The sequence below is a fragment of the Bernardetia sp. ABR2-2B genome, from assembly GCF_037126435.1.
Taxonomy (GTDB): Bacteria; Bacteroidota; Bacteroidia; order Cytophagales; family Bernardetiaceae; genus Bernardetia.
This window is the reverse complement of record NZ_CP147020.1, coordinates 3,370,035-3,392,744: the sequence shown is the minus strand read 5'-3', so window position 1 is coordinate 3,392,744 and position 22,710 is coordinate 3,370,035. Positions and strand designations below refer to the sequence as shown.

The window sequence follows — 22,710 nt, the reverse complement described above, 5'->3', positions numbered from 1 at the left end:
CAAAGAATGAAAATACGAATACATTTTTGAACCACAGAGTTTAGAGAGTTGAAAGAGAATACAAAAGACATATTCTAATTACTTATGCTTCGTATTTACTTAAATCTAATTTCTCACTTTGTTTATGTATTTGAAATTAACTGGTAACTACATAACTGATTTATTTGCCTGTACTTCCATATCCACCACTTCCTCGTGCTGTTTGAGAAAGCTCTTCTATGTTTTGTACTTCTTGCCAATTTATGCGTTCGTGTTTTGCAACAACCATTTGAGCAATTCTCTCCCCACTTTGAATAACAAATTTATTTTTAGAAAGGTTAACTAATAAAACCTTTATTTCTCCTCTATAATCAGCATCAATAGTACCAGGTGAATTGACAATTGAAATACCGTGTTTGAATGCTAAACCACTACGAGGACGTATTTGAGCTTCGAAGCCTAGAGGTAATTCTATAAAAACTCCTGTTGGAATAAGTTGCCTTTCTAAAGAGTCTAGTTCGATAGGAGTTTCTATGTTTGCATACAAATCCATTCCTGCACTACCTTCTGTTTGATAAAAAGGAAGAGGGTTTGAAGATTTGTTTATTATCTTGACTTGAAGTATATTTTCTATAATTGTATTCAAAATTAAAATTGAGTATTTTTTTGAAAATTGAAAAGCTAAATTTAAGAATATTAATATAAAAACGAAAAAAACGACAACATGAAGATGGCATCAAGACGACATCGGTTTGATATGTATGGTCTAAAACTCTTTTAGCATATCCATTTTTTTTGTTCTATAATGCTACAAGATTCGAAAAAACTTATTTCTCTCTATTTCATTTGATATTTTTCATAATATTCATCTGCTGGTAGATTTGAGTTGGAGGCAGCAGCCACAGCTAATTCATCACAACGCTCATTTTCTGGTATTCCTGCGTGTCCTTTTACCCATTGAAAAGTTACTTGATGTTTTCTATAAATTTCTAAAAACCGTTTCCAAAGGTCTGCATTTAATCGTGGTTCGCCTTTATTGATGAACTTTTTTTTCTCCCAACCCAAGACCCATTTTTTTTCTACTGCATCAACTACATACTTTGAATCTGAATAGACTTTTACTTTCATATTTGGCTTTTTGAGTGCTTCTAATCCGATAATTACAGCCAAAAGCTCCATTCTGTTGTTGGTTGTACAGCGAAAACCTGCTGAAAACTCTTTTCTTAGTCCTAATGATTTTGCCATCAAAACGGTTCCGTATCCTCCCCTTCCTGGGTTTCCTTGTGCTGCTCCATCAGTGTACATTTCTATCATTTTGCTATTAATTTATGATTAATTTGGGGTAATTATTGACTATAAAATTATAAAATTTGTCGTAAAAAAGACCTTACTAATAGAATTTGATAGCATTTATAGCTCAAAAATGTAGTTATTACACAAAATTGCTCGAAAATTGTTATAAATCAATTAGAAACAAGGGCAAACTCACTATTTTTTTAAAACTGATTCAAGCGAGGACACTTAAACCAGTTTTTGTCTAATTCAAGCATCCTCACTTGAGTTTTAAAATTAAAAAAATAAGTCAGTATAAAATCACGTATTTTATTTTCGTGTGTTTACCCTAAGGAATAGATTTTAAATAAATTGATTGATAGTTATTTAAATTAGATATACTGAATTTTCATTTCGTAATCCGTAATTTTTAATTCGTAATTGTTCCCTAGATTTTGATACATAGCATGATTAGTAATACAAATAATATAATGGAACTACTTTTTGATAAAGCAGTGATTGCAATTTTGCTAGTTGTTTTCTGTACGTCTTGTAGTACAGATGAGACAAAATATAAAGAAGATATAACGATAAAAACACCTTCTGATACGCTTCTGACCTTACCAAAACTCAATAACTCTACTTTGATTACTGTAAAAGAAGCTGATAGTGCTTATTTTGCTGCGTATAACGATTCTGTCGAAAACGTTCTTAATAACTTAGAAGTAAGTGAAGCACAGGCTCAAGAGCTTTCTGAAACGATGAGTAAAATGATAAATGAAGCAAAAAGTCTTCAAAAAAGCAATCCAAATCAAGAAGGAAATAGAGGTTTAAAAACTTTTCAAAAAGAATTGCCTAAAAACTTGAGTACCTACTTATATATGAAAGTAGATTCTTTCCCTACAAATTTATTGCCCAAAAACACCAAAAATCTGTATGTAGGAGCAGAAAAAGAAGATGAAGAACAGTATTTATACGGACTTAGTAATGAGGGAAACCTCAAAAAACTAGCTAAAATCCCGACAGACTTTCTATTTAATCCCTATAAGAAAATAGAATCATATTATAAAGATGGAAAAATTTTTATTTGTTCGGAGCAGAGTTATAAGGCGACCGTTATTTGTGGGATATTCGATTTTGATTTAGCCAAAAACATGCTCAATTTTGAATACCAGACAGCAACTGATTTTTCGTTAGAATCTATTGCAAAAGCACAAAAAGCAGTCAAAGAGGGTAATATTATCGAAGCTGTAAACTTCTATGAGCAAGTTGCTTACCCTCATAATTATATGCAAGTAGAAACTGAAACAATTCAGTTACTTAAAAAAACATATTCTGTTTTGCAAAGATTAGAGAAAGAACAAAAACAGGATTCTGTACTGCTTGTTTTAGAAAGTATTTTTGATTTTTGGGGAACAGAATTTTTGTTGAATATCGAAACGCCACAACAATTACAAGAGCTTTTTAAAAGCAATAATTTTGAACTTTCTCAAAGAGAATATATTCAGATGTTGGAAAAGTATGGCAACCTTCTTCTTCAATCCAAAAAATATATCGATGCTGTAGAAATACACAAAAAACTTACTCAAATTACACCAACCTCTGCCCTTGCTTACCTACAACTTGGCAACGCCTACTATAACTTAGAACGCCTAAAAGACAGCCAAGATGCCTATCAAAAATACAAAGAAATAATAACTCAAACAGGGCAAGAAGCAGATAAAAAAACAGTAAAGCAAATTGAAAAGCGATTGAATGAAAAGTAGATAACAATTATATGTGGTTTTTAATATTTTAGTCAAATATGTACTCAAACTATTATCAGAGTTATTTTGGATTACCAAAAACTACTGACAAAGTTTTTATGAACATGCCTTGTAATTTGTTACTTTTGTCTAATTATTAAAAAACTTAGCCTTATAATTTAATTATGAATCTCAATCTCAAAAACCCACTAGCTTTCTTTGACTTAGAAGCAACAGGAATAGATACTATCAATGACCGTATTGTAGAAATTTCTATTGTAAAACTAATGCCTAATGGCGAAAAAGAAGTTCATACACACAAAATAAATCCAACGATTCCGATTCCAGAAATTACTACAAAAATACACGGAATTAGTGATGAAGATGTCAAAGAAGCACCCACTTTTAAGCAAATGGCAAAGACGTTTGCAAGTATTCTAAAAGGTTGTGATTTGGCAGGTTTCAATATTATGCGTTTTGATGTTCCGATGCTTGTAGAGGAGTTTTTGAGAGCAGGAGTAGATTTTGATATTTCAAATCGTAAACTAGTCGATTTGCAAAGAATCTATCATATGATGGAACCTCGTACGCTTTCGGCTGCTTACAAGTTTTATTGTGATAAGGAATTAGAAGGAGCGCATAGTGCAGAAGTAGATACGATGGCGTGTGTTGGGATTTTGGAAGAGCAGGTAAAAAGATATGAAAACCAAGAACATAAAGATACTTTTGGAAAAGTTACTGTTCCTGTAAAAAACGATATGGAAGCCTTACATCAATTAAGTTTTTCGAACCGTGTTGATTTGGCTGGGCGCATGATTTATAATGATAAGAAGGAAGCTGTTTTTGCTTTTGGTAAACACAAAGACAAAAAAATTGAAGATGTCTTGACAAAAGAACCTTCCTATTATGATTGGATAATGAAAAATAATTTTCCTCTAAACACCAAACAAGAACTCACAAGAATAAAACTAAAAATGAGTATGCTGAATAAGTAGTGATTAGGAACTAGGAAATGGGAATGAGGAATTAGAGACTAAGGAATAATTACGGATTACGAACCCTGAACACCTAACTATCAGTCAATTACAAAAAAGTGTAAGTTTGTTTAATTTCTACTCCTAAAGAAATAAGAAAGACAGATAAAATCAATAACTAACTGTTCATTATTACCAATCATTATTTACTGATTGCTAGTAACTATTTTACTGGTAACTGATTATTATGGAATATACAATTTGGGTCTATTTGGTCTTGTTGGCTGCTGGTTTTTTGGCAGGAATAATAAATACATTGGCAGGAAATGGTTCTATTCTAACAATAACAGCTCTTTCTGTTGCTGTTGGTCTGCCTGTCGGAATGGCAAATGGAACAAATAGAGTAGGCGTAACATTTCAGACTTTGGTAGGGCTTCGTGCATTTCTGAAAAGTGGAAAAACAGATTTTAAAGGTGTCTGGAAAATTGCTATTCCTACCGTTATAGGTTCTGCTTTTGGTGCTTATGTAGCCGTAGAAGTTGGTAAATCAAATGATATTTGGTTAAGCCGAGCTATTGGTGGTGTAATGATTTTTATGCTTTTTTTAGTTCTAAATAACCCAAAAAAATGGGTAGAAGAAAACAAAAACCGTAAAGAATTAGGGCTACCTTGGCTATTCCCAATTTTTTTAGCTGTTGGTTTTTATGGAGGTTTTATACAGGCTGGTGTGGGTGTGATTATGCTCGTAGTTTTGATGTCCGTAACAAGTTATAACCTAACAAATGCCAATGCTGTTAAGCTCTTGCTTACTCTTCTTCTGACTATTCCTGCTTTTACTATTTTTATTTGGAACGGGCAAGTAGAGTGGATTGCTGGTCTGACGCTTTCAGTTTCCCAAATGTTAGGAGCAATGTGGGCTGCTAAGTTTGCCATCGGACACCCAAAAGCAAATTATTGGATTCGTGCTATTTTGATAGGAATTATTATTATTGCTATTATTCGGTTTTTGGGGATTTATGATTTTATAAGCGAACAGATAGTTTCCTTGTTGTGATTTATCTTCTCATTCTATTACTTCGTTAAAAGTTAAATAAAATAGATAAGCAACTAAACAAATTTGTAAATTTATGTTTATTGTTTTGTCTTCCTCTTATTTTTTTAGTTAAATTGTTGATAATGGCTTAACTTTGCTACAATTATGCAGTAAAGTTGAAATAACCTTTTAGACAAAAAATAATTTAAAGCAAAACTATAATTACTTAACTGCACTCACTCAACCACAGCCTACTCACATGAAATATCCAAACACTAACATACACCCTGATGCTAAAATTGCAAAAAATGTAACTATCGAACCTTTTGCAACTATTTATGGCGATGTAGAAATAGGAGAAGGAACTTGGATTGCTGCAAATGTAGTCATTATGGATGGTGCAAGAATAGGAAAAAACTGTAAGATTTATCCAGGGGCAGTTATTTCAGGAGACCCTCAAGATTTGAAATATAAAGGTGAAAAAACACTTACTATTATTGGTGATAATACTACAATCAGAGAGTTTGCTACAATAAATAAAGGTACAGATGATAAAATGCAAACGAGTGTTGGGAATAATGTATTAGTAATGGCCTATGTACATATTGCACACGACTGTATTGTTGGAGACAATTGTGTTTTGGTAAATGGAGTTCAACTGGCAGGTCATGTAGAGGTAGAAGAATTTGCAATTATTGGAGGTACAAGTGCTGTTTTGCAGTTTGTAAAGATTGGCGCACATGCCATGATTGCAGGTGGCTCGTTGGTAAGAAAAGATGTTCCTCCTTATATTCGTGCAGGACGTGAGCCTCTTTCTTATGCAGGAATCAATATTGTAGGACTTCGTAGGCGTGGTTTTGATGCTAATAAAACTGCTGAACTTAGAGAAATTTATCGTCTGATTTATACAGCAGGACTAAACACAAAAGAAGCCCTCAAACAAATAGAAGCTTTAGAGCCTTCTTCAAAGGAAAAAAATCAAATTGTAGAGTTTATACAAAATGCAAAAAAAGGAATTATCAAAAGTGGTAATGAAGATGCTAGTATTGGAATTTAATTTTCAATTACTAGTTAATTGGAATTTCTACAAAAAACGTAGTTCCAATTCCCTCTTCAGTTTCAAACCAAATTTTGCCATCGTGTTTTTCTATAATTTTCTTTGTAATATCTAATCCTAAGCCACTTCCTTCACCTACCACTTTAGTAGTAAAGAAAGCATCAAATATTTTATCTTGAATTTCTTTTGGAATTCCTCCTCCTGTATCTTTGATAGAAACCAAAATACTACTTTCTTTCTTTTTAGTAGAAACATAAAGCTGTCCCTTATTTTTCATTGCTTGGATAGCATTATGAATAAGGTTTGTCCAAACTTGCATCAGTTCATCTGGATAACCCAAAAAATTGGAAATCTCATCATAGTGTCTTTCTACATCTACTCCCTGTTTGATTTGATTGTGATAGAGTGTAAGTGTTGTTTCTAGTGTTTGATTTAGATTGACCTCTATTTTTTCTTCTGTATGGTCTTGACGAGCAAAATTCTTTAATGCAAAAACTGTTTTGGCTGCTCGGCTGGTGGCTTCTTTTATGGTTTGATTGCTTCTAATAACGGTAGATAACTTGTAAGCTGTATCAAATATTTCTTTTTTAGTTGTTTCTGAGTTATCAGATTGAAGAAGATTCATAAAGAGTTCTTTTTCTTCATACATATTCATATCTACAATCAAATCGGCATACAACTCATCTTCTTCCAGTTCCATTTGCTCAAATTCTTCTATCAAAGCATATTTTATTTTACGCTTTTCTTTTCGTGTGAGTGTATCTGTTTTTTGAATTGCCAAAGACACAAACTGATTAAAATTAGATAGTATATTTTCATCTAGCTTCTTAGTAAAATCAGAAAAATTAGGTAGTGTTTCTGATAAAATAACTTCAATACTATCAGCAGACGAACGAATTGCTCCCAAAGGTGTATTTATCTCATGGGCAATGTTGGCAACAAGCTGTCCCAAACTCGCCATTTTTTCAGACTGAATAAGCTGCTTTTGAGTAGATTGAAGTTCATCAAAGGCACTTTCTATATTCTTTTTCTGACTTTGTAATAGTTCTTGTGTAGCTTGTAATTCCTCTAAGTTTTGCTTTAGTTCTTCTTCGGAGGCTCTTAGTTCTTCATTGGCAGCTTCAATTTCCTTTTTTGATTCTATAAGTTCTTCTTGTACCTCCAAACTAGCTCGTGTTTTTTGGAGTTCAGTTATACTTTCTTGTAGTTCTTTCTCGCTTCTTTCTGAATCAGAAGTGAAAGAATACATAATCGCCCAAAGAAGAATCATATTGAAGCTTAGTGATATTACTCTTACCATTTTGAGTTCTTCTTGACTAACTACATTAGTAGGAAAGGCATGAAAGTCTGTAAACTCTGAAATAAGGTAAAACACAAAAGGAAGTACACAAAAAACAACACGCCAAACCTTTTCTTTTGTAGTAAATAAAAGGGCTGCAATAGGTACGAGTATAAAATAGCTTACAATATTTAAGGTTTCTAACTGTGAGGAATTTATACTATAAAATATGACTATGTTTATTACAATCACAAAAAAAGCCTTGCTGAGTAGTAGCTTACCAAAATGGTTGAGAATGATAGTCAAGATACCTTGCGTCAAAAAAATCATCAGAGTAGGTAAGCCTTGTTCTATATTAGAAGTAAGAACAGTAAGCATTAAGAAAAGAAACAAAACACATAGTGTTATTAAAAGCCAACCTATTATATTTGTTACTTTTGTTGCTCTTCTTTGTTGAGGGCTCTCAGTATGTTGAAAGCCAATTTCTATCATGCCTTTTAAAAAGCTCATATATTTATTTCTTTATTTTTGATTCAATTTGAATAGGAATTTCTACAAAAAAAGTAGTTCCAACTCCTTCTTGAGTTTCAAACCAAATCTTTCCATTATGTTTTTCTATAATTTTCCGTGTAATATCTAAACCTAAACCACTTCCTTCACCTACTACTTTAGTAGTAAAGAAAGCATCAAATATTTTATCTTGAATTTCTATCGGAATGCCTCCTCCTGTATCTTGTATAGAAACTACTACTTTGTCTTGCTTATTTTGAGTAGCAATACTCAACTCTCCTTTTCCTTTCATTGCTTGAATGGCATTATGAATAAGGTTTGTCCAGACTTGCATGAGTTCATCTGGATAGCCCAAAAAACTAGGCATTTCTTCAAGGTTTCGTATTACATCAATACCTACTTTAGTTTGGTTATAATAAAGTGTAAGGGTGGTTTCTAATGTTTGATTTAGGTTTACCTCTGTTTTTTCTTCTGAATGGTCTTGACGAGCAAAGTTTTTAAGAGCAAAAACAGTTTTGGCTGCTCGGTTGGTAGCTTCTTTTATGGTTTGGTTGCTTTTTATGATATTAGACAAACGTAAGGCTGTATCAAAAACTTCTGTTTTGAGTTCTTCTGAATTATTGGATTGAAGCAATTTCATGAATAGTTCTTTTTCATCTTGCATGTTCATTTCCATAATTACATCAGCATAGAACTCATCATTTTCTATTTCTAACTCTTCTAGTTTATCTATCAAAGCATATTTTGCTCGTCTTTTTTGTTTGCTGGAGAATATATCTATTTTTTGAGTAGAAAGAGCCACAAATTCATCAAAATAAGAAAGTGTTTGGGTGTCTAATTTTTTAATAAAATCAGAAAAATCAGAAAGCGTTTTGAGTAAAATAGTTTCTATACTATCTGCCGAGGAACGAATTGCTCCCAAAGGTGTATTTATTTCGTGTGCAATATTAGCAACAAGCTGTCCCAAACTCGCCATTTTTTCGGATTGAATAAGCTGCTGTTGAGTCGATTGTAATTGTTTGTAAGCATTTTCTATTTCTTCTTTTTGATTTTGCAACTGCTCTTGTGTCGTTTGTAATTCTTCCAAATTTTGCCTTAGCTCTTCTTCGGAGGCTTGCAGCTCTTCATTTTTTTCTTGAATTTCTGACGTTCTAGCAATTACTTTTTGTTCTAACCCTTCATTTTGTTTTGTTATTTCTAATTGTAACTGACTTTGTGTAGTGATGTATTTTCTGATAAGTCTGAGTGTATTGTACCATACGAAAAGTAAAAAAGGAACAATAATGAGTGTAATAGTGCTGGCAAGTGTTGCTCTATTTTCATTTTTTTGTTGTAGCTTGACTACCTCTTCCTTCATAGCTTGTGTTAGCTCTTGCATTCCACTTGCATAGGTTTTCTTATACTCTTGATAAGAAACATCTGAAATGATAGAATAAGCAAGTTCTTTATTTCCTTCTTTTGTAAGTTCGAAAGCCTTTGTTTCTTTTTGAATAAGTGCTTGATTGGCTTTATCTGTTTTTTGAATAGCTTTTTCGAAGGCTTTTGGAGCTACTTTTTCAGCATGAAGCAGAGCAGAATCCAAGAGAGGAACAGTTTGGTTATACCTTTCCTCCCACATTGTATTTGCCGTAGAGGTGTACATACGAGCAGACATAGTCAGCATTTCATCGTAGAGAAGTATCTCACCTTCTATATTTTCTACTTCTACTATTTGCTCTGTTATTTTTTTGCTAGACTCGTAATGATTCCAAAACATCATACCAATAAAAGCAAAAGCGATAGTGGTCAGAATAAACGAAAAAATAAAAAGTTGTATCGCTCTATTACGATAAAGTTCTTTTGTGCTATTCATTTTTTATATAAAATAAAGAGTGTAAAAGGTTCTTGTTAGTTAAAATCAGTTTTGCTGATGTATTATTTTTGATTGAATATTTTACTCTCTCTAAAATGTAATGCCAATTAGAAAATGTATTGGGTTACGTGCTACTCCTGTTATATCAGCTACATTTTTATAATTAGGACTTGCAATAAGAGCCGTCTGTAAATCTAAACTAAATGAAGGCGTAATATTGAGCGTTCTGTTTCCATAAATTCCAATATTTGTAATTCCTCCTGTATCTTGAAAATTGAGAAAACTACTACTCGTTACTCCTCCAGCAACAACTTTGATATAGTCATTGAGATAATATCCTGCCTCTAAGTAAAGCCCTTTTGTATCATCAATTTCTCTTGTATAAAGAACATAACCTGTCATAAGATAAAACTTATCGTGGTCGTAGCGCAGTCTTCCCTCTACAAAATGAGTGGTGTTTTTTCCATACTCAAAATAATTATTTAAAGAATCTATTGATTCATAGAAAAAATAATCATCTATCGTAATCGAAAAGTTTTTGTACTTATAAGTGGCATATACTTCAATGGTATTTCCGTAGCCTCGTTTGTCGCCATTTAGAGTAGTTGCGCCATACGTTCCGATTTCAAAACCACCTTTTGAATAAGCAAAAAGTGCTTGTATAGAAGGAGCATCTGCAAAGTTTACACCTCTCCAAATATATCGATTATAAATACTTGCTGAAATAATGACTTCGCCTTTGTTGGTGCTGTCAGCAGCTTGATTTTGTAGTGAATCTGTTTGAGCTAAAGCTGAAAAGGAGACAAATAATAAAGTAAGTAGCGTAAATAGTTTTTTCATAAAGTTTTAACTTTCAGACATGTAAGATAAAAAAATTTAATTTATTTTGATAGGGATTTCGACGAAAAACGTAGTTCCAACTCCTTCTTCGGTTTCAAACCAAATTTTGCCGTCGTGTTTTTCTATAATTTTTTTAGTAATATCTAAACCTAAGCCACTTCCCTCTCCGATAGGTTTGGTGGTAAAGAAAGCATCAAATACTTTATCTTGAATATTTTTTGGAATTCCTGTTCCTGTATCTTGAATAGAAACAACCACTTTATTTTCTTGTTTTTGGGTAGAAACAATTAGTTTTCCTTTTCCTTTCATGGCTTGGATTCCATTATGAATAAGATTTGTCCAGACTTGCATTAGTTCATCTGGATAACCCAAAAAATTAGAAATCTCATCATAGTCTCTTTCTACATCTACTCCCTGTTTGATTTGATTGCGATAAAGTGTCAGTGTTGTTTCTAGGGTTTGTTTTAGGTTTACCTCTGTTTTTTCTTCTGAATGGTCTTGACGAGCATAATTCTTTAATGCAAAAACTGTTTTAGCTGCTCGTTTGGTAGCTACTGTTATGGTTCTGTTACTTCTTATAATAGCAGAGAGTTGATAAGCCATATCAAAAATTTCTTTTTTGGTAGTTTCTGAGTTATCAGATTGAAGAAGGTTCATTAAAAGTTCTTTTTCTTCATACATATTCATATCTACAACCAAGTCAGCATAATATTCATTATTTCCCAATTCTAATTCTTCAAAGTCTTCTATCAAAGCATATTTTATTTTACGCTTTTCTTTTCGTGTGAGTGTATCTGTTTTTTGAATTGATTGCGTTAAAAAATCATTAAAAATAGAAAGTGTTGCTTCATCAAGATTTTTGCTAAAAGCAGGAAGAGTAGGTAAGGCTTGTAATAAGAGTGTTTCGATACTATTTGCCGAAGAACGAATAGCTCCCAAGGGTGTATTTATTTCGTGAGCAATATTAGCTACAAGCTGCCCCAAACTCGCCATTTTTTCGGATTGAATGAGTTGCTGTTGAGTAGTTTGAAGGTCTAGTAATGACTTCTCAACTTCTTCTTTTTGTTCAGCAAGTTTAATATTCTGTTCTTGAACTTCAATTTCAGTTTGTTTGATATAGGTAATATTACGACTTACACACAAAAGCTCTTCAACTTCATTATCATTATTTAGAATAGGAGAAGTAATTAAACTAAACCATTGTGTTCCATGTGGCAAATCAAATTTGTACTCAGTAGTTGATTTTTCTTTCTCATTTATAGACTTTCGTAAAGCAGCAAGGATGATTTGAAGTGTCTCATTAGGAAAGCCAACTTCTGTTACTTTATTACCTAAAAAATGCTCAGGTTGCACTACCAAATCTTTGCTTGATAAAGCATAATATTCTTTAAAGATGAAGTCCTTATCCAATAGAAATACCAAATCACCTACATTTTCAATAAGATTTTGTAATCTTTTATTACTAGAGTTTACTTTTATTTCACTCTGCTTTCTTTGCGTAATGTCTTGAAATGTACCATACATTTCTGTACACTTACCATCTTTGAGCGTTGGTATTCCAATGGCTCTTACCCACTTCTCCTTTCCTTTTGCTGTAATAATTTCAAGCTCTTCATCAAAAGGAACTCCTTTTTCTAAGGCTTTTGTAAACACTTTTGTTATTCTGTCTCTGCTATACCCTTTTTTATAAAAAAGGATTCCACTCTGAGCATCAGAAATAAAGTTGTCATCTACTTCATGTATTTTTTTTAGTATGCTATCCCACTTTGTTGTGTAGTCGTTTAAGTTTAGCTCCCATACACCTATTTGAGCTACTTGATTAGAAGTCTCTAGTAGCTCTTGGACATGTGTAAGATGTTTGTGCATACTCTCCAACTCTCTAGCATGTTTTTCTATCTTTATCTCATTCTTTTTTCTTTCTGTAATATCTTCAGCAATTCCTAAGAAACCAATTATTTCTTCATTTTGGCGAATAGCACTAATTGTCAAATTAACAGTAATTTTTTCTTGATTTTTTTTGACGTATGTCCATTCATACATATTTGGTAAGTCTTTTAGAGTTCTATAGATAAACACATCAAAACCTACTTCAATTTTTTCATTAAATTCTTGACTTAGCTCTTCTGCTTGTTGGACAACTTCACCTATATCATGAAATAAAGCAGGAGATTCTACACCAATTACATCTTGAGCTGAATATCCTAATGTATTTTCAGCAGCAGGATTAAAAGAAGTAATGATTCCATTTGTATCTGTAGCAATGACCATAAGAGCTGCATTATCTAAAATTGCTTTTTGATAAGCACTTTGTCTTTCTACCTTTATTTTTTGTTTTTCTAACTCTTCTTTTGTGGTTTGTAGTTGTTCTATATTTTGTTTGAGTTTTTCTTCAGAGGTTTGTAATTTTTCATTTTGATACTGAATTTCTTGTTCTCTTTTGTGCTGCTCGGTTACATCTCTAGAAACAGCCACCATAAAACCTTTTCCATTAATTTCTGTGTATTTAATAGAAACTTCTACTGGAAACTCTCTTCCTGTTGTTTTATTAATATTGGTACTTTTTACAATAAATGTATCCACGGCTTTTACTTCCTCTACGTGTTTTTGCCAAATGCCTTCCTCCTTAAACATAGATTCTACATCTGCAGTGGTATAGTTGGTAATATCCTCTCCTTGCAGTCCCAAACGATTTAGTCCTACTTCATTCATATACACAAACTTTCCTTCTGTATCAGAAACTTGCACGGCATCTGAAGTATTATTAATCAGCGTTTGTAATAAAATGTTGTGTTCTTCTCTTTTTTTACGTTCTGTAATATCTGCTTGAACGATTGCTCTAGCAATAGGCTCTTCTGTATGTGGGTCTTTTAATAGAAAAACATTAGCAAGGGTATCAAATATTTCATTAGTAATATGGTTTTGAAATTGATGTTCTCCTTTCCATTCGCCCTTTTGCATAATAGTAGGAATAATTACCTCTTTCGCTCTTTTGCTAATCTCTTCATTATGAAATACAGATATAGTTTTACCTTTATAATCGTCATCAAAACCAGACATTTTTTGCCCTGCCTTATTGAGGTACTGTAGGTTGCCCTCTAAATCTGTAATGGCAATAAAAGAATCTACATGCTCTACCAAACGAACAAAATTTTGTTGTTCGGCTTGTGCTTTTACTAGATTACCTTGTATTGTTTCTAGTTCTTCTATATTCTGTTTGAGTTCTTCTTCTGTTGATGTTAATTCTTCATTGGTTGTAGCAAGTTCTTTATTTGATTCTAGGGTCTGATAAATTGATTCTTTAGTGTATTTCACAATTGGACGAAAAATAAACAGAGCTTCCAACACTAGAATCAGTAATGAGAAAATAACAATTCCTAACTCTATGTTTTTTAGCTGTTTCAGCTTTTGTTTTGCCTCACTTTCATAAGCAAAAACAATTCGATTCATAAGAGGTAAAAACTTTTTTTCAGCAGTCAGTGTTCTACTCAAACCGTTATTACTTTGTAGTGTATCATTATTTTTTATTAAAGCCTCTACTCCTTCTTTGATTTGATTGTAAAGTGGCGTTATTTCTTCATAAAAAGAATTTATACTATCAGAAAGTTGATACTGAGAAGTAAAGTTGAGCGAGTTAGATTTTTGAGTGAGGTTGAGATGCGACTCTTCGAATAACTCAAATGTTTTTTGTAATTGCTTACGATTTTCTTCTGTATTTTGATTAGAAACTACGAGGGCTTCCTTTGTTATCTTCTGACTAAGCATACGTTGCCTCCCAGAAATATTGATAACCTTGGCATCATCTTGTTGATTTTTGAGAAATCCTTGTACAACAAACTGGCTCACAATAAGAGCTATGGCAATCATACTAATTGCTGTAATATAGCCATATTGTAAATAAGAAGTAGTTTGTAATACTTTTTTATTGATGGTGTCAGACATAATAAGGGAAGAGTTAATTTTGTAATGCTTCGTTTACTTTTTTGAGCAAGTCTGTTTTATTCCAAGGTTTAGAAATAAAATATTTTAGGTTTGAGTTTTTGAAGGCATTTTCGACAGCCTCATTTTCAGCTTGTCCAGAAAGCATAATTTGAGCTACTTTTGGAAACTTGTTTTTAACATGAACCAAAAGCTCATCACCTTTCATCTTTGGCATTAGCCAGTCACTAATAATAAGAAGCGTATCAATGTCTCTATCTACCAAAAACTCTATAAGTTCTAATGCTTCCTCACCACTTTCAGCCGTTTCGATGACAAACTGCCCATCAAAGCTCTGAGTAAGTTGCAGTTTCAAACTCATAAGTATCATTGGATCATCATCCACACACAAGATTGCTCTATTTTTTTTGCTCATAATGTTATTGTAATTAGTTTTTTAGTAAATAAATAGTAAGTAATTTTTAATTGTTTATAAAAGGAATTTCAATAAAAAATGTAGTTCCGACCCCATCTAAAGAATCAAACCATATTTTTCCATTGTGTTTTTCTATAATTTTTTTGGTAATATCTAAACCTAAGCCACTTCCTTCGCCTACTCCTTTAGTTGTAAAGAAAGCATCAAAAACTTTGTCTTGTATTTCGTTGGGGATTCCTCCACCTGTGTCTTGGATACAGATTAACGCTTTATTCTCTTCTACAGTTGTCTGAATAAACAAACGACCTTTATTTTTCATGGCTTGAATGGCATTATGAATAATGTTTGTCCAAACCTGTACCAGTTCGTCTGGGTAACCCATAAACTCTGGAATTTCTCCAAAATCTCTAGTAACATCAATTCCGTGCTTGATTTGGTTGTGATAGAGTGTAAGCGTTGTTTCTAGGCTCTCATTGATATTGACCGTAGACTTTTCGCCTGTTTGGTCTTGACGAGCATAGTTTTTAAGCGCAAAGATAATTTTGGCTGCTCTATCCGTAGCTGTTTTGACTGTTATATTACTTCGCACAATAGTAGAAAGTTGGTAGGCAGCATGAAAAACTTCTTTTGCATTTTGATGTTTGGCAAGAAGTAGAAATAAATCTTTTTCATCATACATATTCATATCTACAATCCAGTTGGCGTATTGCTCTGCATTTTGAATTTTGAGTGCTTCTAATTCTTCTATCAACTCATATTTTATTGCACGTTTTTCTCGGCTAGAGAGATTACTTATTTTTTCAGAAGATACTTGCACAAACTCATTGAAGTTTTGAAGAGTTGTATCATCTAATTTTTTCAATAAAGAAAAAAGAGAAGGAAGGACTTTTATCAAGGTATTTTCAATACTGACAGCAGAAGAACGAATTGCGCCCAAAGGAGTATTGATTTCGTGTGCAATATTGGCAACAAGCTGCCCCAAACTAGCCATTTTTTCTGACTGAATAAGTTGATCTTGAGTTTCGACCAAAGTATGTAGCGTTTTTTCTAGCTCTGCATTTTGTTCTGATAAAGTATTTTGTATGACTTGCATTTCCTCAACATTCATTTTTAATTCTTCTTGTGATGCAGTCAGTTCTTCATTTTGAGTCTTTATTTTTTCTTTTGCTTTTAATAATTCTATTTCATACTGTTTGCGCTGCGTGAAGCGATAAACTGAATAATAAATAACCTTTAAAGAGTCGTTTTCTTTTCTAGTTAGGTGTGCATTTACTAACACAGAAAGTTTTTCTCCATTTTTTTTACGCATCTCAAAGTTTATCTCCTCTATTTTGTCTTGCATATTGAGCAAAGGGGTAAAGTGAGTATTATGATAAATCTTACTACCCATAGTCAAGAAATCAGTCCATTTTTTTTTCTTCAACACCTCTTCCTGCGTATAACCGAGCCAATTCAAGAGTGTTGAATTGACCTTTTGTATTATCTCATTTCCAGAGGTTTGAAAAAGTCCACAAGGGGCAAAGTTATATATTCCTGTCCCCTCTTCGGTATTTTGTAACATATTTAATTAGCAGTATTCAGCAAATAATTTTTGAGATGTGCAATTGTTTCTGTTGGGTTGCTTAGATGAGGGCAGTGTCCTGTTCCATCTATTACTACCAACTCACTATTTTTTATGTGTGCTTGAACATACTCTCCTACTGACATGGGAGCTATCAAATCTTGCGAAACTTGTAAAATAAGCGTTGGCGTTTTTATCTTTGGTAATTCCTTACGATGGTCGCTAGTAAAGGTAACTTTAGCAAAGTTTTTAGCAATAGTGGGGTCGTGTTGGCAGAAACTATTGGTAAGTTCTTCGGTAAGTTCAGGCTTATCAGCATTGCCCATAATTACAGAAGTAATGCTACTCGCCCAACCCAAATAATTACTACTCAAGGTATCAATCATATCGTCAATATCCTCTTTCTCAAAACCACCTTGATAGTTACCATCATTGAGATAACAAGGAGAAGGACATACCATTATAATTTTTTTAAAAAGATGTGGAGCTTCTATGGCAGCTAAAGCACCTATTATGGCACTGACAGAATGCACAACTAGAGTAATGTTTTGCAATTTGAGTGCTTCAACTACTTCTAACAAATCAGAGGCATATTGATTTAGAGTGCTGTACTTCTCGTTGTTATAGGCGTTCCAGTCTGACTTCCCCGAACCTACCAAATCAAGTAGTACGACTTTGTGAGTTTCTTCAAACTGTGGAGCAACAAAACGCCACATGTTTTGGTCGCAACCATACCCATGCACAAATAGGATAGGTTGCTGACCATTTCCTTTGACGACAACATTGTTTCTTTTTAGTACATTCATAGTGTTTTTTTAGTCAAAAAGTGATTTTAATTTTTGTTGTCATAATTTGAAATAGTTAATTCCTTGTAGTTGCTATATTAAAACACTAACAACAGAATTTTCTTTTAATTTTCATTTTTTATAGGAAGTTCAATAAAAAATGTAGTTCCGACCCCATCTAAAGAATCAAACCAAATTTTTCCATCGTGTTTTTCTATAATTTTTTTGGTAATATCTAAGCCTAAGCCACTTCCTTCTCCAGCAGACTTCGTGGTAAAGAAAGCATCAAAGATTTTGTCTTGGACTTCTTTAGGGATTCCTCCACCTGTGTCTTGAATGCTGACTAAGACTTTATCATCATTTGTACTTGTTTGGAGAAATAAACGACCTTTGTGTTTCATGGCTTGAAGTGCATTATGAATAATGTTTGTCCAAACCTGCACGAGTTCGTCTGGGTAGCCCATAAACTCTGGAATACCTCCAAAATCTCTAGTAACATCAACTCCGTGTTTGATTTGGTTGTGATAGAGTGTAAGTGTTGTTTCTAGGCTCTCATTGATATTTACCGTGGATTTTTCGCCTGTTTGGTCTTGACGAGCATAATTCTTTAATGCAAAGACAATTTTGGCAGCTCTATCCGTGGCTGTTTTGACGGTTCGGTTGCTTCGAACTACTGTCGATAATTGATATGCTGTATGCAAGATTTCTCTTGAATTTTGAGTCTTCAGAAATGAAAAATACAATTCTTTTTCTTCGTGCATATTCATATCTACAATCCAATCAGCATATTCTTCTGCTTTATCGACATTTTCTGCTTCCAGTTCACCTATCAAATTGTATTTTATTCTACGTTTTTCTCGGCTAGAAAGCATATCTGTCTTTTGAGAAGATTGCTGCACAAATCTATTGAAGCTATCTAATGTAGCATCATCCAAACTTTTCATTATCGGTGGCAGTGTTGGCAATGTATTTTCCAAAATTTCATCAATACTCAAAGCAGACGAACGAATTGCTCCCAACGGTGTATTTATCTCATGTGCAATATTAGCAACAAGCTGCCCCAAACTAGCCATTTTTTCAGACTGTATGAGCTGGTCTTGAGTAGTTTTGAGTTCATTAAATGCTGTTTCGATATTCTCTTTCTGTTGAGAGAGCATTTCATTTTGTTCTTGAACAGCAATTTCAGTTTCTTTTATGTAAGTAATGTTACGTGTTACGCAAAGGATGTCCTCAACTTCCGTTTGTCCATTTAAAATAGGAGAAGCAATCAAACTAAACCACTCGTTTCCATGTGGAAGTTCTAATTTATATTCTGCCGTAGCTTTTTCCTTATTTAGAATTGCTTTCTGTAATGCTGCTACAATATTTTTCAAAGGTTTATTTGGAAATCCTACTTCTGTTATTTTTCTGTGTAAAAAAGATTCTGGCTTGAGTACCAAATCTTTATCAGAAGAAGCATAATACTGCTTAAAAACTAAATCTGTATCCAATAAAAACACCAAATCACCTACATTTTCAATAAGGTTTTGTAGTCTGTCGTTGGTAGATTTTATTTGTTCTTCAAATTCTTTATGTGCATTATAATTAGAAGCTACTTTTATTATCTTTACTACTTTACCTTCTTTATCTTTTACAGGACAATATGCTCCATAGAGCCAAACTTCTGTTCCGTCTTTTGCTTTTCGTTTGAATACTTCGGATACTGTTTCTCCTGCATTAAGCTTTTCCCAAAGCTGTTCGTATTTTTGTTTGTCTTCTTCTGTATTTGGAACAAAATCAATATGTTTTGCACCTTGAAGTTCGTCGATAGAATATCCCGTCCAATCAGCAAAGAGTTGATTCACTCGTTCTACTTTTCGGTCAGTATTCATTTCTACATAACCAAGTGTGGTGCTGATAGCAGTAAGTTGAGCATCAATTTCTGAAAAGGCATTATTTACAAGCTCTTGTGTAGTTTGTAGCTCTTCATAATTTTGACGTAGCTCTTCTTCTGATGTTTGTAATTCTTGTTCTGCTTTTTTACGCTCAGTTATATTCCTAGAAGAAGCCATCATATACCCTTCTCCATTAATATCTACATAGCGTACACCTACTTCTACAGGAAATGTCTCTTTTGTAACTTCGTTTGTAACTTGACTCTCAATAGTAATTCCTCCTATTTGTTTGACTTCTTCTACGTGTGCTTTCCAATCTTCTTGATTGTTGAAAACAGCCTCTACTTGATGCACGTAATAATTAGAACACTCCTCAGAACGGATTCCAAACCTTTCTCCTGCTACTTTATTCATATAAACAAACTGCCCATCTGCCTTTGACGCTTGTATAGCATCTTGTGAATTGTCTATTAGATATTGTATCAGAAGTAGTTGCTCTTGTATAGCCTGTAACTCTTCATAGTTTTGTTGTAATTCTTCTTCTGAGCTTTGTACTTTCTGATAGGCTTCTTCTATTTTTTGTTTTTGCTTAACCTCGTCTGTAATATCTTGTACTGTTCCGACAAGTTTTTCTGGGTTATTCATGCCATCTCTGACAAGCTCCCCAACGGCTCTATAATACTTGTAATCGTCAAAATTATTTCCTTTTGAGCGATACGAAATATCATAATCTTCTATTTTTCCTGCTGCTGATTGTGATATTGTATCTACTACTTTGTGAGTATCTTCTGGATGAGCAATTTCGATGACTTTCTGCATATCATCTAACTTATTTTCTCCATAAATGGTAGGTAAGTTATCAGAATGTGTCAGTTTTTGAGTAGCCAAGTCAATCTCATAACTTGCCAAGTTTACTAACTTCTCAGCTTTATTAAGAAGTTTTTGTTTCTCCTCTATTTCTCTCTGAATGACATACATTTGGTCATTAGTGCTTTGTAGTTCTTCTGTATTTTGTCTTAACTCTTCTTCTGATGAGCGCAACTCTTCATTTTGTGCTTGTGCTTCAAACTGCTTTTCCATCAAATTAATACTATTATTTCTAAAAATAACAGCCCACCAACCACAAATAAATGCCATCATTGCAGCCAAGCCAAAATGAAACATCAACTGAAAAGTAGTAATATAATCTACTGTTGCCCCTTCAATCGTTCTTCCTTGAAAGCCTATGAAGTAATTTCCTAGATTTACACCTTGTAAAACATCAATATTTGCTGCATTGGCTTGAAGAACTGCCAAAACACTATGATGCCCAATCGCAAAAACAGTATAAGGAATCATAATACGCCAATCTTGATAAATAATAAGAAGGGCAATATTTATAAAAAAGAAAAAGTGAATTTCTGCCATTCCGTGCATCTGTCCAATAAATTGAAGCATAAAAATCGCATAGACTAAGCTAATAATCATACGAGCTCTAAACTTATTCTGTATGACTAAACGAGCCATTCCATAAAGTCCTGCTATTATAACACTATTAGCAATCGTAAATGCCCACGTTTCATAAACAGGCATAAGACACAAGCCCAAAACAAAAAACATAGCGACAAACTTATCAGAAATTTTATCTGCTTTTTCTTGTACTTGCTCTAAATAGGTATTTAACTCTAAGTTATAGACCTTTGATTTTTTTATGCTAGGGTCTAGGGCAATATCTGTATGTTTCATATCTTGATTTTATCTTTTGGCAGAAAGTTATATTTTCGGTTCGTTTTTATTTATTGGAAGTAGTCTTCAGGAAGCTCACAGCCATACGCTTTGTTGGCTAACTCTCCGAAATCTGGAGGATTTTTTCCTTCCAATAATGCACCCAAGGCTTGTTCGGCAAAATTTGTATCTCTATTATTACAATATCTACTGATATTATAATTTCCTTTATAAAATAATTTTCCTTCACTTGTGATAATAGCTGCTTGAGGCGTTGCGTAAATACCACAAGAAGAAGCAATGGTATTGTTTTTATCTAAAATAGTAGGTATAGGAATATCATATTTCTCTGAAAAATCAATAAACTCCATTTCGTACTCTGAGTCATTGAATATAATGGCATAAAAATCTATTTCATCACCATATCTTTCTACAAGATAATTAATATGTGCGATATTAAACTTCGAACATGGGCAAAAAGGACTAAAAAAATGAAGAAAAATAGGCTTTTGTTTGCCGTTTGATACAGAGGATATAGAACTTTTATTTTTCTGACGTTCAGTAATTTCTGAGATTATATCTTTAGGAATCTGTTTTCCTACAAAAACTTCTTGATAGCCTTCTGGAACTGGTGTAGGAAGTAAATATTGCCATTCTTGCCACCAAAAGACAGCAAACACAGCTCCTATAAGTCCAAAACAAGCTGCAAGAGCAAAGCGTTGAAACCATTTTGTATTCTTAATTTTTTTCAAATTTTGTATAGAAGAGAGGTTCAAATGAGGTAGAGTTTAAAAAATGGGTAACCTGTTTATTAGCAACCAGTTTACTTTAAATATTGTTTGATAAATTCATTATCAATTATATAACCAAATTAACATTTTTTTAAATAAAAACAAGCTTATTAGTCAATTTATTCGATTAAAATAAGAGTTTTTTAAGAGAAACATTTTTTTCTTCTCTAACAATTCTATTCAATAGCTGATGCCTTATTTAAAAATAAAAATTACCTAACACTAACTCCTTTTTATAAAATTGTTTTTACAATAAAAAAAATATCACTTGAGATATGTTTGGGGTCATAACAAACAAATTTTTACCTTATGAAATAAATGAATCAGCTTGGTTTGCTTTACAAAACTTTGTGCATTTGCCCTAGTATTCGTGTTTGAAATAGTAATTGTTTCAAATTCGAATAAATAATATAGATTATGTATTTTTGTGGACAGAATCAAAACTATTCATTAAAAAATTGTAATCCATTGACTGACAAAACATTGGCTCAATATCGACAAGTAATGGGTACGTGTAGGCAACTATTCGACCAAAAAAATAAAGATTATGGTACTTCGTGGCGAATTTTGCGTCTTCCAAGTATTACAGACCAAATTTATATCAAAGCACAACGTATTCGAACGATTCAAGATAAAGGTTCGCAGATGGTAGGCGATGATATTGCCTCAGAGTTTATTGGAATCATAAATTATTCATTAATGGCTCTGATTCAGATTCAGCTTCGAAATGATACTCGTTTAGAACTTCCACTTAGAGAAGTAACAGAATATTACCAAAAACATTCAGAAGTTTCACAACAGCTCTTGAATCGTAAAAATCACGATTACGGAGAAGCATGGCGTGTTATGCGAATTACAAGTATCACAGATATTATTTTGATGAAACTGCTTCGTATCAAACGTATTGAGGATAATCAAGGCAAAACTTTAGTTTCAGAAGGTATTGACGCTGGTTATAAAGATATGATAAACTACTCTGTATTTGCACTTATTTTGATGATGGAACAAAATCAAAATCAAGGAAATAATGAGCAAAAAACAGATAAAAAATTACAAGAACAATAAAACTATCTTCCTAAAAGAATTAAAATTTATACAATCAT

16 protein-coding genes are annotated in these 22,710 nt (G+C 32.9%); 5 read left to right on the top strand and 11 right to left on the bottom strand.

Annotation, left to right across the window (positions count from 1 at the left end):
• Window positions 1–160: 160 nt before the first annotated feature.
• Entirely contained in the window at window positions 161–616 is a 456-nt protein-coding gene (gene dut, locus WAF17_RS14370) for a dUTP diphosphatase (protein WP_338770199.1), read from the bottom strand.
• A 200-nt stretch (window positions 617–816) separates the two neighbouring features.
• Window positions 817–1,293 carry a ribonuclease HI gene (gene rnhA, locus WAF17_RS14365; protein ID WP_338760852.1) on the bottom strand — a complete coding sequence of 159 codons (477 nt, stop codon included), beginning with the start codon at window positions 1,291–1,293 and terminating at the stop codon, window positions 817–819.
• Window positions 1,294–1,742: 449 nt separating this feature from the next.
• On the opposite strand from rnhA, the gene WAF17_RS14360 reads away from it, so the two are divergent.
• The 4 genes from WAF17_RS14360 to lpxA all read left to right on the top strand — a co-directional run bounded on the left by WAF17_RS14360 (window position 1,743) and on the right by lpxA (window position 6,060).
• Complete coding sequence (locus WAF17_RS14360; RefSeq protein ID WP_338760849.1) at window positions 1,743–3,017, top strand: hypothetical protein; 1,275 nt, start codon at window positions 1,743–1,745, stop codon at window positions 3,015–3,017.
• 164 nt (window positions 3,018–3,181) lie between these two features.
• Entirely contained in the window at window positions 3,182–3,991 is an 810-nt protein-coding gene (locus WAF17_RS14355) for an exonuclease domain-containing protein (protein WP_338760846.1), read from the top strand.
• 226 nt (window positions 3,992–4,217) lie between these two features.
• The gene (locus WAF17_RS14350; RefSeq protein ID WP_338760843.1) at window positions 4,218–5,024 is read left to right on the top strand and encodes a sulfite exporter TauE/SafE family protein; all 807 of its coding nucleotides are present in this window, start codon (window positions 4,218–4,220) and stop codon (window positions 5,022–5,024) included.
• Window positions 5,025–5,262: 238 nt separating this feature from the next.
• Window positions 5,263–6,060, top strand: a complete 798-nt coding sequence (lpxA, locus tag WAF17_RS14345; RefSeq protein ID WP_338760840.1) for an acyl-ACP--UDP-N-acetylglucosamine O-acyltransferase — start codon at window positions 5,263–5,265, stop codon at window positions 6,058–6,060.
• Between the two features lie 10 nt (window positions 6,061–6,070).
• Here lpxA and WAF17_RS14340 read toward each other — a convergent pair whose 3' ends face one another.
• The 9 genes from WAF17_RS14340 to WAF17_RS14300 all read right to left on the bottom strand — a co-directional run bounded on the left by WAF17_RS14340 (window position 6,071) and on the right by WAF17_RS14300 (window position 21,568).
• Window positions 6,071–7,849, bottom strand: a complete 1,779-nt coding sequence (locus tag WAF17_RS14340) for an ATP-binding protein (protein WP_338760837.1) — start codon at window positions 7,847–7,849, stop codon at window positions 6,071–6,073.
• Window positions 7,850–7,853: 4 nt separating this feature from the next.
• Entirely contained in the window at window positions 7,854–9,701 is a 1,848-nt protein-coding gene (locus tag WAF17_RS14335) for an ATP-binding protein (RefSeq protein ID WP_338760834.1), read from the bottom strand.
• A gap of 90 nt (window positions 9,702–9,791) precedes the next feature.
• On the bottom strand, window positions 9,792–10,541 hold the full coding sequence (locus WAF17_RS14330; RefSeq protein ID WP_338760831.1) for a hypothetical protein: 750 nt from the start codon (window positions 10,539–10,541) through the stop codon (window positions 9,792–9,794).
• A 36-nt stretch (window positions 10,542–10,577) separates the two neighbouring features.
• Window positions 10,578–14,480: a PAS domain S-box protein gene (locus tag WAF17_RS14325; RefSeq protein ID WP_338760828.1), complete on the bottom strand. Its 3,903-nt coding sequence runs from the start codon at window positions 14,478–14,480 to the stop codon at window positions 10,578–10,580.
• 13 nt (window positions 14,481–14,493) lie between these two features.
• On the bottom strand, window positions 14,494–14,892 hold the full coding sequence (locus WAF17_RS14320) for a response regulator (RefSeq protein WP_338760825.1): 399 nt from the start codon (window positions 14,890–14,892) through the stop codon (window positions 14,494–14,496).
• Window positions 14,893–14,938: 46 nt separating this feature from the next.
• Window positions 14,939–16,453, bottom strand: a complete 1,515-nt coding sequence (locus WAF17_RS14315) for an ATP-binding protein (protein ID WP_338760823.1) — start codon at window positions 16,451–16,453, stop codon at window positions 14,939–14,941.
• Between the two features lie 2 nt (window positions 16,454–16,455).
• Window positions 16,456–17,259, bottom strand: coding sequence for an alpha/beta hydrolase (locus WAF17_RS14310; protein ID WP_338760819.1), 804 nt, complete (start codon window positions 17,257–17,259; stop codon window positions 16,456–16,458).
• Between the two features lie 104 nt (window positions 17,260–17,363).
• Window positions 17,364–20,837 carry a PAS domain S-box protein gene (locus WAF17_RS14305; RefSeq protein WP_338760816.1) on the bottom strand — a complete coding sequence of 1,158 codons (3,474 nt, stop codon included), beginning with the start codon at window positions 20,835–20,837 and terminating at the stop codon, window positions 17,364–17,366.
• Window positions 20,838–20,887: 50 nt separating this feature from the next.
• The gene (locus tag WAF17_RS14300) at window positions 20,888–21,568 is read right to left on the bottom strand and encodes a redoxin domain-containing protein (protein ID WP_338760813.1); all 681 of its coding nucleotides are present in this window, start codon (window positions 21,566–21,568) and stop codon (window positions 20,888–20,890) included.
• Window positions 21,569–22,075: 507 nt separating this feature from the next.
• On the opposite strand from WAF17_RS14300, the gene WAF17_RS14295 reads away from it, so the two are divergent.
• On the top strand, window positions 22,076–22,672 hold the full coding sequence (locus WAF17_RS14295; protein ID WP_338770197.1) for a DUF1599 domain-containing protein: 597 nt from the start codon (window positions 22,076–22,078) through the stop codon (window positions 22,670–22,672).
• Window positions 22,673–22,710 lie beyond the last annotated feature (38 nt).